11 protein-coding genes and 1 pseudogene are annotated in these 12,784 nt (G+C 68.8%); 10 read left to right on the forward strand and 2 right to left on the reverse strand.

Features of this window, described 5'->3' with window-relative positions; genetic code table 11:
- Nucleotides 1-6: 6 nt before the first annotated feature.
- The 10 genes and pseudogenes from icmH (at nt 7) to PX653_RS07810 (ending at nt 10,299) form a co-directional block, all read left to right on the forward strand.
- A complete protein-coding gene (gene icmH, locus PX653_RS07765; protein ID WP_277417322.1) occupies nt 7-771 on the forward strand; it encodes a type IVB secretion system protein IcmH/DotU in 765 nt (254 codons plus the stop codon).
- Nucleotides 772-906: 135 nt separating this feature from the next.
- A complete protein-coding gene (locus PX653_RS07770; RefSeq protein WP_277417323.1) occupies nt 907-1,536 on the forward strand; it encodes an Imm71 family immunity protein in 630 nt (209 codons plus the stop codon).
- Between the two features lie 8 nt (nt 1,537-1,544).
- Nucleotides 1,545-2,030: a hypothetical protein gene (locus PX653_RS07775; RefSeq protein WP_277417324.1), complete on the forward strand. Its 486-nt coding sequence runs from the start codon at nt 1,545-1,547 to the stop codon at nt 2,028-2,030.
- A 20-nt stretch (nt 2,031-2,050) separates the two neighbouring features.
- The gene (locus PX653_RS07780) at nt 2,051-2,608 is read left to right on the forward strand and encodes a hypothetical protein (protein ID WP_277417325.1); all 558 of its coding nucleotides are present in this window, start codon (nt 2,051-2,053) and stop codon (nt 2,606-2,608) included.
- Entirely contained in the window at nt 2,605-3,759 is a 1,155-nt protein-coding gene (locus tag PX653_RS07785) for a hypothetical protein (RefSeq protein ID WP_277417326.1), read from the forward strand. Before PX653_RS07780 ends, PX653_RS07785 begins: the two co-directional genes overlap by 4 nt.
- Before the next feature lie 207 nt (nt 3,760-3,966).
- Complete coding sequence (locus PX653_RS07790; protein ID WP_277417327.1) at nt 3,967-4,509, forward strand: sterol desaturase family protein; 543 nt, start codon at nt 3,967-3,969, stop codon at nt 4,507-4,509.
- A 192-nt stretch (nt 4,510-4,701) separates the two neighbouring features.
- Nucleotides 4,702-5,973, forward strand: a pseudogene (locus PX653_RS07795) (dicarboxylate/amino acid:cation symporter).
- Nucleotides 5,974-6,006: 33 nt separating this feature from the next.
- Nucleotides 6,007-7,005, forward strand: coding sequence for a porin (locus tag PX653_RS07800; protein WP_277417328.1), 999 nt, complete (start codon nt 6,007-6,009; stop codon nt 7,003-7,005).
- A gap of 35 nt (nt 7,006-7,040) precedes the next feature.
- Nucleotides 7,041-8,960 carry a sensor histidine kinase gene (locus PX653_RS07805; protein WP_277417329.1) on the forward strand — a complete coding sequence of 640 codons (1,920 nt, stop codon included), beginning with the start codon at nt 7,041-7,043 and terminating at the stop codon, nt 8,958-8,960.
- The gene (locus PX653_RS07810; protein ID WP_277417330.1) at nt 8,953-10,299 is read left to right on the forward strand and encodes a sigma-54-dependent transcriptional regulator; all 1,347 of its coding nucleotides are present in this window, start codon (nt 8,953-8,955) and stop codon (nt 10,297-10,299) included. Before PX653_RS07805 ends, PX653_RS07810 begins: the two co-directional genes overlap by 8 nt.
- A gap of 21 nt (nt 10,300-10,320) precedes the next feature.
- Here PX653_RS07810 and PX653_RS07815 read toward each other — a convergent pair whose 3' ends face one another.
- Nucleotides 10,321-11,238: an alpha/beta hydrolase gene (locus PX653_RS07815; RefSeq protein ID WP_277417331.1), complete on the reverse strand. Its 918-nt coding sequence runs from the start codon at nt 11,236-11,238 to the stop codon at nt 10,321-10,323.
- 70 nt (nt 11,239-11,308) lie between these two features.
- On the reverse strand, nt 11,309-12,277 hold the full coding sequence (locus PX653_RS07820; protein WP_277417332.1) for a zinc-binding dehydrogenase: 969 nt from the start codon (nt 12,275-12,277) through the stop codon (nt 11,309-11,311).
- Nucleotides 12,278-12,784: the final 507 nt, after the last annotated feature.

The following is a 12,784-nucleotide window of genomic DNA, read 5'->3' on the forward strand; positions in this document are numbered from 1 at the left end:
CCAAGTATGAGTACCATGACCGCACCTTCCCTGATGGCGGGCGCCGCCCCCGCGGCAACGAACGCCGCGCCGCAAACGCTGCTCGATCTGATGTATGACGGCTTCTACGCCCTGTTCATGCTCAAGAACGGCAACGGCCCGCAGGACGACGGCGAGTTCGCGCGCAAGATGGCCCAGTTCCTGGACGATTTCGGCCGCGCCGCCAAGAAGCAGAACGCGGCCGCCGACGACGTCGACGCCGCCAAGTACGCGTTCTGCGCGGCGGTGGACGAGATCATCCTGCGCTCGTCGTTCCCGATCCGCGACGCGTGGGAACGCCGCCCGCTGCAGCTGACGCTGTTCGGCGACCAGCTGGCGGGCGAGAACTTCTTCAACCGCCTGGAAGAGCTGCGCGCACGCGGCAGCGCCCACGTGCAGGCGCTGGAAGTGTTCCATATGTGCCTGCTGCTGGGTTTCCAGGGCCGCTACATCCTGGAAGGTTCGGAGAAGCTGAACTACCTGACGTCGCGCCTGGGCGACGAGATCGCGCACATGAAGGGCAAGCGCGGCGGCTTCGCGCCGCACGCCGACCGGCCCGACCAGGTCAAGCACAAGCTGCGCAGCGACCTGCCGGTGTGGGTGATGTGCTCCGTGTTCGGCCTCGTCTGCGTGCTGGGCTACCTGGGCCTGCGCACGACCCTGTCGCACCACACGGAAAACAAGATGACGGCGTACAACGACGTCGTCAAGATGGCACCGCGCGCCGCGCACCTGACGATCACCCTGCCCTGACGGATGTGCCGGCACAGCCCACCGTGGCCTCCACGGCAGGGGCCATGCCGGCATGCCGAACGCCGCCTGTCCGTGCTGCCGCAACGCGCCGTCGAAGTGACGGCGCGCTGCACCCGTTCGACCCCGCCACTGCCCATGCCCACTCCAACCCTCCCGTCCGGTGAGCCGGTACTGCTGCCCACCGAGCTGCAACGCCGCCAGATCTTCCATTGGCTCAAGCGCGTCAGCTCCGTGACGGCATGGCGTCGCATCCTGGATTACTACCGCCACTGGGCCAGCGTGCTGTCGTACAGCGAGTGGCTTGAAAACTACCTGAACGACATGCCCTTCCCGGAGGTCCTGCCGGACGTGCCGGACCCGATCGACAGCCGGCTGGTGCGGACCGGGCGCATGGTCCCGTGCTCCGGCATCTGGGAGCCCGTCGATGCGCCGGCGCCGTCGCTACTGGGCTGGCTGACCCGCACGCCAACGCCGCGGCCACCGTTCAAGGTGACCGGCACGATGAACTACCTGCATGGCGGCTCGCATGCGCCGCCCGTAACGCTGCAGAGCGCGACGGACAGTGCCGACGTGGCCGTGACATGGCGCCTGCTCTGGGCCGATGAGCGCTACCTGGACGGCACGGTGCCCGCGGAAGAGGCGCAGTATCGCTTCGCCAAGCCGGATGCCGTGCTGCCGCCCCCGCCCACCGTCAGCGCGTCTTTCGATCCCGCTCCCATTCGGGCCGACCGCGGCGTGCCCGCCTCGCCGGCTGGCGTGCAATGAACCGTCGAGTGCTTCCGGTCGTCGCAGCGCTCTCGTCCCTGCTGGCCCTGGGCGGCTGCGCACCGGACAATCCGCCCTCGACCAGCATGGCGGACCTGGCGCGGCAGGTCACGACGGATATTCCGGCGACGGCGGTGACCTGGCAGATCTTCGGCACCCCGGAATACACGGGAGGCGTGCCGGGGCCCACGGACTACATCACGCTGATCGCCGAGTTCCGCGGCGTGCCCGCGCAATGGATCGCGCGCCGCGACGAGCCGGTCGGGCGGACCTGGATCGCGCCCGAGGCACCCCGTCCCTGGCTGGCGCCGGGCTTTCGCCAGCTGCTGGCCGGCGCGCAGGGCAATGTCGTCGACCTGATCGACCGGCCACACTGCCATCCGCACACGGGCTACGTGCGCAAGTCCGGGCGGCCGGTGCAAGGCTTTGCCTGCGCCGAAGGGAACGCCGTCCTGCTGTACCTGACGCTGAGCGAGCCGGCGGGTGCCGAGTGACCGTTGCGGGAATGAAGACGATGCTCAGGCTCTGGTGGTTGCTCCTGCTTGGCCTGCTGGCCGGTTGCAATGCGCCGCCGGCAGCGAAGCTGCAGCTGGTCGGCGTCGGCATCGAGGACAATGCCTACGCCGTCACCTTCGATGCGGACGTCGACTTCCTGGGCTATTACGAGGACGAGGGCCGGTTCTGGCCGGCAGTCAACAAGAAACTGGTGTGCAGGCTCGACCGGCAATCGGATTTCGATGCCGCCGACTATGCCACCGAGACCGCCAGCGGCTCGCTGGAGTTTGTCGCCGAACGGCGGGTGGGCCAGCGCAAGGTCTTCCGGTACAAGGCGCACCTGTCCTTCGAGAAGTGGGAGTCCGGCTCGTCGATGTCCATCGGCGACGCGGCATATGTCGACGCAGTGCTGCCGCCCGGCGCGGCAATCGCCTGCAAGGTCCGCATCCTGGTCTACTTCGCGCCCAGGTACCTGAGCGAAACGATGCTGCTGCCCGCGAACGCCGTCAAACGGCTGGCGCGGCAGGTGGCGGACGAGGAAGCAAAGTCCAAGAACAACGCGGGCGATCGACGATGAGACGCCTCACCCACGCTTCCTGCGCAGTGTTGACCGTGCTTGCACTGTCGCCCATCGATTGCGCCGCCATGGCTGACGCTGCCGCTGCCGCCACGCGCTTCATGCCGACCCGCCCCCGACCGATGATCCGCCGCTTCGTGCAACATGCCGCCTGTGCCGCGCTGGCCCTGTGCCAGCTCCTGCCGCCCGCGCACGCAAACCCGTCCGACGAGGCAGCCGCTGCCGCCCAGGCACTGGCGAACAGCTATCGCGCCGGCGCGCCCTTCGATCACCAGGTCCCCGTGCAGCCGCTCGTCGACAACGGCCGCGTAGCTCCGGCCGCGCTGGCGTTGCTGGCGCAGGCCCTGGCGACGGGAACAACGCATAGCCGCCAGGCGATCGTGCGCCTGCTGGAGCGAGCCGCGCTGGCGGCGGACCGGCCGCCGCCCGACCGCCTTGCGATCGTCCGCGACCGTGCAGTCATCCGCGTGCTGGTCACCGCCGGGTTCGTCCACGACGACACCGCTGCCAGCGAGGCAGCGCGCGTCCTGCTCGAGCGTTGCCTTCCCGCCGACCTGGCGGCCTTCCACCCCATCTACCTGGCCTCGCTGCGGCAGTCGAAACCGGCCCACGTGGGCATCGCCGCCCGTGCCAAGACGCCCGGTGCGCTGCGCCATGTCGAGCGGATCGCCCGCCAGCCATACTGGCGCGACCGTCCGGATGTGCTGGATGGCTTGCGGATCGCGCGAGCGGCGCTGGGCAACCGGCAGCTCGAGGATGGATTGATCCGGGCGACGGCCGAAGCGGCACGACATGCGCCGCCGGCGCCGCCCAATCGCTTCTACGACGTTGGCGACGCGCGCGATGGCACGGTCCTGCCGGCGCGGCTGGACGAACTGGGCCGGGTCGGCACCCGCAGGAGCCTCGCCGTCGTGTGCCGCTCCCTGCGCTCGCCGCTGAAGACCTATGTCGCCGATGTCAGCGAACATTCCGTGCGCCGGGCGGCGGCGCGTGCCCTGCTCTACAATTATCCCGACCGGCGGCTGCTGGACAGCCCCAGCGGCGTCGACGAATGGCGCGAGGTCGAACGATTCTGCACGCGGCAACTTGGCGTCGTCTTCAGCGGCCCGACGCCCGATCTCGCGCCCCCGCTGCCCTACCCGCATCACTGAAACCGATCGCCCCATGACCGAACTCCTCATCCTCCCCTCGTCGCCCTGACGTTCGTTGCCCTGTTCTGCCGGGAAGTCATCGCCCCCGCCTCGCGCAACCACTGCGACCGGCGCTGGCTGATCCTGGCCAGCGCCAGCGGCCTGGCCACGCTGGTCGTCACCATCGCGGGCGGCTACCTGTTCGGGAGCGCGATCCGCGCCACGGCCTTGTTCGACGCCGGCGCCTGGCTGCCCGACACCGCCGTCGGCCTGCTCAGCTTCCTGCTGACGAGCTTTGTGTTCTACTGGTGGCACCGGCTGACGCACCATTCCGACCTGCTGTGGCGCGTCTTCCACCAGCTGCACCACAGCGCCCGCCGCGTCGAAGCGCTGACCGCGTTCTATGCCCACCCGCTCGACAGCGCCGCCGCCATCTGCATCAGCGCATTCGCCAGTTACTACGTGCTGGGCGCGAGCCCGACGGCGGCCGGCATCGCGCTGCTGGTCACGGGCGTGTTCGACCTGTTCCTGCACAGCGACCTGCGCACGCCGCGCTGGCTTGGGTACTTCGTCCAGCGTCCCGAGATGCACACGGTGCATCACCAGTACGGCCACCACGCGCAGAACTACGGGCTGCCGATCTGGGACATCCTGTTCGGCACGTGGGTCAACCCGCGCGAGCGCGCCACGCGGCTCGGCTTCGACGACGACAAGTCCGAACGCATCGCCGACATGCTGCTGTGGCGCGACGTCCACCGCGACGCCAGCTGATACCGCGCCATCCAAACGCTTGGACGACCATCTCCCCGCCCGTCCAATAGTTTGGACATCGCGCTTGCCGACAAATCAACATTCCTAATGAAAACAACAACTTAGCCTCCTGACAACGTCAGGCACGGCACTTGCTATATGGGAGCCACCTCCGCGGTGGCTCACCGCGGTTTCTATAACACGGAGACTGCAATGCAAAAAAAGCGCCCCCTCACGCTGTATATCCTTGTCGCGATGCTGCTCGGCATCGCGGTGGGCTATGCCTGTCACACCGTTTTCCCCGACAAGGCGACCAGCGCCGGCATCTCGGGCCACATCTCGCTCGTAACGGACATCTTCCTGCGCCTGATCAAGATGATCATCGCGCTGCTGGTGTTTTCCACGCTGACCATCGGCATCGCCAACCTGGCGGACGGCAAGGCCGCCGGGCGCATCGGCGCCAAGGCATTCGCCTGGTTCGTGGTGGCCTCGCTGGTCTCGCTGGCGCTGGGCATGGCGCTGTCGAACGTGCTGCAGCTGGGCACCCAGCTCGGCTTGCCGCTGCCGCCCGTCGACGCCAGCACGGGCCTGAAGACCGCCGCCTTCACGCTGAAGGACTTCATCACGCACGTCGTGCCCAAGTCGCCGATCGAGGCGATGGCCAATAACGAGATCCTGCAGGTGCTGGTGTTCTCGATCTTCTTCGGTTCCGCCTTGGGCGCGCTGGGCGAATCGGGCAAGCGCCTGGTGGCCGTCGTGGACGAACTGGCGCAAGTCATGCTGCGCATGACGGGCGCCATCATGAACATGGCGCCGCTGGCCGTGTTCGCGGCCATGGCTTCCGTCGTCACCACCAACGGCCTTGGCATCCTCGTCACGTTCGCCAAGTTCATGGGCGGCTTCTACCTGGGCCTGTTCTGCCTGTGGCTGCTGCTGATCGGCGCCGGCTTCCTCGTGCTGGGACCGCGCGTGTTCCGCCTGGTGGGCCTGATCCGCGAGCCGTTCCTGCTGGCCTTCTCGACGGCCAGCTCCGAGGCCGCGTATCCGAAGCTGCTGCTCGCGCTCGACAAGTTCGGCGTGCAGCGCCGCATTTCCAGTTTCGTGCTGCCGATGGGCTACTCGTTCAACCTGGACGGCTCGATGATGTACTGCACGTTCGCCGTGCTGTTCATCGCCCAGGCCTACGGCATCGAGCTGTCAATGGGCACTTAGATCAGCATGCTGCTGCTGCTGATGCTGACGTCCAAAGGCATGGCGGGCGTCCCGCGCGCCTCGCTGGTGGTGATCGCCGCCACGCTGACCCAGTTCAACATCCCCGAAGCCGGCCTCTTGCTGCTGATGGGGGTCGACCAGTTCCTCGACATGGGCCGTTCGGCCACCAATGCCGTCGGCAATGCCGTCGCGACCGCCGTGGTCGCCAAGTGGGAAGGCGCCCTGGAGACACCCCAGGCGCACGAAGAGCAGCGCAACGTCCAGGCTGCATAAAAAAAGCATCAACGATTGACCTTAGGAGACCCGATGAAATACGTAATCACCGCGGCACTGGCACTGACCGCCGCGGCCGCTCAAGCACAATCCAATGTCCAGATCTACGGCGTCGCGGACGCCGGCCTGGTGGCCGAATACGGCACCCCGGCAGGCAACAGCACGGCAGTCGGCAGCGGCCTCGCTTCCGGCTCCCGGCTGGGCTTCAAGGGCACGGAGGACTTGGGCAATGGCTTGTCCGCCATCTTCGTGCTCGAAGGCGGCTACAACATCGACACCGGCGCCTCGGGCCAGGGCGGCCTGCGCTTCGGCCGCCAGGCCTTCGTCGGCCTGCGCGGCTCGTTCGGCAGCGTGACGGTCGGCCGCCAGTACTCGCCCTACTACCGCGCGATCCGCGACGTGGCCGATCCGTTCGAGGACGGCCTGGCCGGCCAGGCAACGAACGTCATGGCGGGCAACCACCGCATGGACAACACCGTCATCTACGCCACGCCGGAGCTGGCCGGCTGGTCGGCCGAGGTGGCATACGGTGCCGGCGAAACGACGGACCCGCTGGCGGCCGACAGCCACCGCAAGCGTGCCTTCAGCGGCGTATTGAGCTACACGAACGGCCCACTGGTCGTGAACCTGGGCCATCATCGCCGCGAGGATGCGCTGCTTCCCGACCACGTGCGCAACACCATCCTGGCCGCGCGCTATACGCTGGGCAGCGTGATGGGCCACGCCGCCATCGTCCGCAACCGCGGCCTGGGCGGCGAAGTCAGCCGCGACGCGCTGCTTGGCCTGACGTTCAAGAGCGGCCCGCACCGCGTGTGGCTGTCCGTCGTCCAGCACGACGACAAGTCGCCCGCGCAGCGCGATGCGCGCCAGTACGGCGCCGCCTACCTGTACGGCCTGTCGGCGCGCACCGACCTGTACGCCGCCTATGGCCACATCGACAACGACAACGGTGCCCCGTTCACGGTGGGCAACGCCACCGACAGCGGCAACGGCAACGCCGCGTTCAACCTCGGCATCCGGCACTGCTTCTGAGCGAGCCGGACGCGGGATTTGCTATAGTGGCCGCGATGCCAATCCCGCCCGACTCCCCTGCCCTGCGCGCGCATGACGCGCTTGCCGCCACGCCGTTCGCCACCCGCGCGCGGCGGCGGCGGCTCGCGCACATCGCCTGGTGGGCGGCGCTGGCCGGGGGTGTCGCGCTGGCGGGCGCCGCCTACCGCTGGACGGAACAGATCAACATCGAACGGCTGCGCGCCGCCGGGGCCCAGCGGCTCGAAGTGTATGCGGCCAGCCTGCAGAACCTGCTGGACAAGTACGACTTCCTGCCGCACATGCTGGAGCTGGACCGCAACGTGCTGGCCCTGCTGGAGCATCCGGAAGACGACAAGCGCCGTCTCGACGTCAATACCTACCTGGAACGCCTGTCGCGCCAGGCTGGCTCGCGCATCATCTACATCGTCGACCTGCAGGGGCGCACCCTGGCGGCCAGCAACTGGCGCCAGAAGGACAGCTTCGTGGGCGACGACATCCGCTTCCGGCCCTACCTGCAGAACGCGCTGAGCGGCCGCCCCAGCGGCTTCTATGGCGTGGGCACCACCAGCGGCGAGCCGGGATACTTCTATGCGCGCGGCGTCCATCGCGACGGCCGCATGCTGGGCGTGGCCGTCGTCAAGGTCAATATCGAGGAACAGGAACGGGGCTGGGTGCAAGGGGCGGACAAGGTGATGCTGGCGGACGCCAATGGCGTGCTGTTCCTGTCCTCGGCCCCGGCCTGGAAATACCATACGCTGCGCCCCCTGCCCGACAGCGTGCGGGCTCAGCTCGAACAAACGCGCCAGTACCACGGCCTGGCGCTGCCGTCGCTGCCGATCCGCGACGACGCGGCACACCTCGACGGCACGCGCGTGGTGACGATCGGCGCGGCCGGCGGGAGCGAGGCCCGCGGTTCGATCACGCCGCCGCTGCTGGTGCAGACCCGTTCGCTGGCGCCGCGCCAATGGACGTTCCTGTACCTGTCGGACCTGAGCCAGGCGCGCGCCAACGCCCGCGCCGCCGTGCTGTTCGCCTGCGTGGCGTATGGCTTCCTGTTGCTGCTGTTCCTGTACGTGCGCCAGCGCCTGCAGGCGAAGGAGCAGCTGCAGGCCGCCTACAACCAGCTCGAGCTGATGGTGGCCGAGCGCACGTCGCGCCTGGAACGCACGACGCAGCGCCTGATGGCCGAGGCCGAGGTGCGGCGCCAGGCCGAGCAGCAGCTGCACCGCACGCAGAACGAGCTGTACCAGGCCGGCAAGATGGCGGTGCTGGGCCAGATGTCGGCCAGCATCACGCATGAACTGAACCAGCCGCTGACGGCGCTGCGCACGATGTCCGACAACGCCGTGCTGCTGTTCGAGCGGGGCCGCATGGACGAAGCGCGCCAGAACCTGGCGAAGATTTCGCAGATCGTCGCGCGCATGGGCAGCATCACGGGCAAGCTGAAAAGCTTTGCGCGCAAGTCCAACGCGGAGCTGGGGCCCGTCTCGATCCACACGGCGATCTCGAACGCGCTGGTGCTGGTGGAGCGCCGCCTGCAACTGGACAAGGTGGCGTTCACGCTCGACATCAGCCAGGCCGACGTCTATGCGCTGTGCGACAGCAACCGGCTGGAACAGGTCCTGCTGAACCTGATGACTAACGCCCTGGATGCGTTGGCGACGCTGGAGCGCGGCGCGCCGCGCACGTTGACGGTCGGCGTGACGGAGACGGCGCAATCGGTACTGATCCGCGTGGCCGACAACGGCCCCGGGCTGACGGACGAAGCGCGCGAAAAGCTGTTCCAGCCCTTCTTCACGACCAAGCCGCAAGGCGAAGGCCTGGGCCTGGGACTGGCCATCTCGGAGCAGATCGTGCGCGATTTCGGTGGCAGCCTGCGCTCGGAGGAAACGACGACCGGGGCCTCGTTCGTCATCGAACTGCAGGCCGCGACAATGGAAAAACAGGATGGATGACATACAAGTAATACTGGTCGAGGACGACCCCGCCGTACGCGAAGGCAGCGCCCAGGCGCTGGACCTCGCGGGCTTCAACGTGCGCAGCTTCGACGCCGCCGAACCGGCCCGCGAGCTGCTGCACGCGGACAGCCGCTGCGTGATCGTCAGCGACGTCCGGCTGCCTGGCATCAGCGGGCTGGAATTGCTGGCGGCGGCGCATGGCGTCGATCCCGGCTTGCCGGTGATCCTGGTGACGGGCCATGGCGACATCGCGATGGCCGTGCAGGCGATGCACGACGGCGCCTACGACTTCATCGAGAAGCCCTACTCCTCCGACCAGCTGGCCGAAGTGGTGCGGCGCGCGGCCGACAAGCGGCGCCTGCAACTGGAGGTGCGCGAGCTGCGCCAGCGCCTGGCGCACAGCCAGGGCATCGACGCGGCGCTGCTGGGCAATACGCCGGCGATGCGCGAACTGCGCCGCACGATCCTGGCCGTGGCCAGCCAGCCGGCCGATGTGCTGATCTATGGCGAAACGGGCACGGGCAAGGAACTGGTGGCACGCTGCCTGCACGAGTTCAGTGAGCGCGCCCGGCGCCACTACGTGGCCGTCAACTGCGGCGCGATTCCGGAAACGATCTTCGAAAGCGAGTTGTTCGGCCACGAGGCTGGCGCGTTTACCGGCGCGGCCAAGCGCCAGGTGGGCAAGATCGAGCATGCGTCGGAAGGCACGCTGTTCCTGGACGAGATCGAGAGCCTGCCGCTGGCGATGCAGGTCAAGCTGCTGCGCGTGCTGCAGGAGCGCTACATCGAGCGGCTCGGCTCCGTGCAGCCCCTCCCCGTGGACGTGCGCGTCGTCGCCGCTTCCAAGGCCGACCTGCGCGACCTGGTGGACCAGGGCCAGTTCCGCGCCGACCTGTATTACCGCCTGAACCTGATCGTGCTGCACATCCCGCCGCTGCGCGAGCGGCGCGACGACATCCCTCTGCTGTTCGAACACTTCATGCTCGATGCGGCCAGCCGCTACCGGCGCGACGTGCCCACCGTGCCGCCCGCCCACCTGCAAGCGCTGCTGCGCCACGACTGGCCGGGCAATGTGCGCGAGCTGCGCAACGCGGCCGACCGCTACGTGCTGGGCCTGCCGGGCGCGCTGCCGGGCGTCGCGGGCCCTGCCGCGGCCACCCCGGCGACGGCCTCGCTGGCAGACCAGGTCGGCGCGTTCGAACGGTCCGTGATCGATGCGGCCCTGCGCGCCGCGGGCGGCAGTGTCAGCAGCGCCTGCACGGCACTGGGCCTGCCCAAGCAGACGCTGTATCACAAGATGCAGAAGCATGGGCTGACGGCGGAGGACTATCGCTGATCCCGGCGCGCTGGGCGCCAGTCAAGCGAGGAAGAATTCCAGCCCCCGCGCCATCGCGGGGAATACCGCGGAGCCGTGGTTCTCCCCCGCCAGCAACTGAAAGCGCACCTTCGACAGCACGTCCGGCTGCGCCTGCAGGCGCGCCGCAAGGTCACCCGCTTCCTCCACCATGCGCCGTTGCGCCGCGGCCGGGTTGGCGCTGCCTGGCGCGCCGGGCCTGACGGGTGCACGTTCCAGCTCGCCCGCCGTCAGCAGCAGCGCCGGCTTGTGCGGCAGTGCCAGCACGCGTTGGCGCAGTCCCTCGACGCCGGCCAGCACCACTCGGCCGCCGTACCAGATCGACGGGCTGGAAGCGAGGTATGCCTGGTACGACGCCGGACGCGTGAACAGCGCGTGCAGCACGCACAGGCCGCCGTACGAATGGCCGAACAGCGCCTGCCGGCCCGGATCGACGCTCGCCAGCGTGCGCACCAGCGGCTTGACCTCCTGCTCGACAAAATCCAGGAAGCGGCCGGCGCCGCCCTCGGTCGGCGCGGCATCCTTGCCGCCTGGCGGCGTGTAGTCGCTGCTGCGGGCCGGGTCGTAATCGCGCTCGGTCGCATAGCCGATGCCGACAACGATGGGGGCCGCGTGCCCCGTCACCGCGGCACGCGCGCCGGCCGTCCGCGCCATCAAGGCCAGGCTGGGGAAGGTCGCGTTGCCGTCCAGCGCGTACAACACGGGATGTCCGCCCGGCGGTGCCGCACGTTCGGGGATGCTGACGAAGATCCGGTAGCGTTGCCCCGTCACGGTCGAGACGATGTCGCGCTGGCGCGCCAGCGGCATGGTGGCCGCCTGCCAGTCGCTGGCGGCGCGTACCGGCGCCGGCGCCAGGCCGGCCAGGGACAGCGCGCCGGCGGCAAGCGCGCGGCGTCGCGCGGGATCGAGAGTGGGAGGCATACGTCCTGCCATGGATGAGAATGGTTCTCATTCTAGCCTACCCGCTCGGCGCGCGGAAGCCACGGTATGATTACGGCACCAGGATGGCGGCACCGGTCAGGCGGCGCGCGGCGATGTCCTCGTGGGCTTGGGCGGCGTCGCGCAATGGGTAGCGCCGTGGCAGGACTTCGCCGAAGATGCCATCACCCAGCGCGGCGAACAGCGTGGCGCTGGCGCGTTCGAGTTCCGCGCGCTCGTCCACGTACTGCCCGGTGCTGGGCTGGGCGTAGCGGATGCCGCGCTCAGCCAGCGCCTCCTTGTCCACGGCGGGGCTGCCGGACGCATTGCCGACGTGGACCAGGGTGCCACCGTCGCGCAGCGCCCGCAGCGACTGCCCGAAGGTGGTCTTGCCCACCAACTCGTAGACGACGTCCACGCCCCGGCCTCCCGTCAGGTCGCGCACGCGCGCGCCGAGCGCCGGGTCATCCGACGACAGCACATGGTCGATGCCCCAGGAAGCGACCGACGACACCTTCGATGCGGAGCCGGCCGTCGCGATCACGGTGGCGCCCAGTGCCTTGGCCCAGCGTGCCACCATCGAGCCGACGCCGCCGGCGGCGCCCTGCACGAGCACCGTCTCGCCAGGTTGCAGGCGGTGGGCGCCGAACAGCATCATCCAGGCGGTCAGGCCCTTCGTGAACGTGGCGGCGGACGTTGCCGCGCTGACGTTTGCCGGCAGGCGCACGAGGTGCTTGGCCTCGATCAGCCGTTCGTCGGCATAGGCACCGAACGAGAAGAAGTAGGCGGCGCGGTCGCCGACCTGCACGTTGGCGACGCCCTCGCCCACCGCGACGACGACACCGGCGCCCTCGACGCCCATCGCCAGCGGCAGCGGTGCGGGGAAGGCGCCGGAACGCAGCAGCGTGTCGACGAAGTTCACGCCGATGGCTTCGTGGCGCAGGCGCACCTGGCCCGGGCCCGGCTGGCCGACATCAGGCACGGACGCGAGTTGCATCACGGCGGGGGCGCCGGTGGCGGCGATCAGGATCTGCTGGTTCATGGTGGATTCCCTTCGGTTGGTTGATGGGGTCATCATGAACGGCTGCGCCCTGGTGATAAACCGGCGAAGCGAGGCTGCACAATTCCTGTTCGAGTGATAATGTGCGACGTTCGAGGGCGCACCTGCGCATCAAGCTGCTGAACTGCACCACGCGGCGCGTCGAGGTGACGACGGACGGCCAGGCCTACTACGACCGCATGGCGCGCCTGCTGGAGGAATGGGACGAGGTGGAAGACGAACTGGCGCGCCCGCAGCCGCGCGCGCGGGCGCCTGCGCATCGACACGGGCACGGCGACCGCGTCACTGTTGCTGATTCCGTCGCTGGGCCAGCTCCGCTCCTGCTATCCGGAGGTGGGGCTGGACATCGGTTCCAGCGACCGCCAGGTGAACTTGGTCGTCGAGCGGGGTGGACTGCGTGATTCGCGCGGGCAGCGTCACCGATCCGTCGTTGATCGCGCGCCCATTGGGCGTGCAGCCCGTACACGCTGCCGCCAGCACGGCCACCGC

This window comes from Pseudoduganella chitinolytica (assembly GCF_029028125.1).
GTDB classification, from domain to species: domain Bacteria; phylum Pseudomonadota; class Gammaproteobacteria; order Burkholderiales; family Burkholderiaceae_D; genus Rugamonas; species Rugamonas chitinolytica.

Bases quoted from the DNA above. Each gene is read 5' to 3' on its own strand.
- PX653_RS07820 (WP_277417332.1), bottom strand. From the start codon at position 12,277: ATGAACCAGCAGATCCTGATCGCCGCCACCGGCGCCCCCGCCGTGATG.
- PX653_RS07780 (WP_277417325.1), top strand. From the start codon at position 2,051: ATGCTCAGGCTCTGGTGGTTGCTCCTGCTTGGCCTGCTGGCCGGTTGC.
- PX653_RS07785 (WP_277417326.1), top strand. From the start codon at position 2,605: ATGAGACGCCTCACCCACGCTTCCTGCGCAGTGTTGACCGTGCTTGCA.
- icmH (WP_277417322.1), top strand. From the start codon at position 7: ATGAGTACCATGACCGCACCTTCCCTGATGGCGGGCGCCGCCCCCGCG.
- PX653_RS07810 (WP_277417330.1), top strand. From the start codon at position 8,953: ATGGATGACATACAAGTAATACTGGTCGAGGACGACCCCGCCGTACGC.
- PX653_RS07770 (WP_277417323.1), top strand. From the start codon at position 907: ATGCCCACTCCAACCCTCCCGTCCGGTGAGCCGGTACTGCTGCCCACC.
- PX653_RS07805 (WP_277417329.1), top strand. From the start codon at position 7,041: ATGCCAATCCCGCCCGACTCCCCTGCCCTGCGCGCGCATGACGCGCTT.
- PX653_RS07815 (WP_277417331.1), bottom strand. From the start codon at position 11,238: ATGCCTCCCACTCTCGATCCCGCGCGACGCCGCGCGCTTGCCGCCGGC.
- PX653_RS07800 (WP_277417328.1), top strand. From the start codon at position 6,007: ATGAAATACGTAATCACCGCGGCACTGGCACTGACCGCCGCGGCCGCT.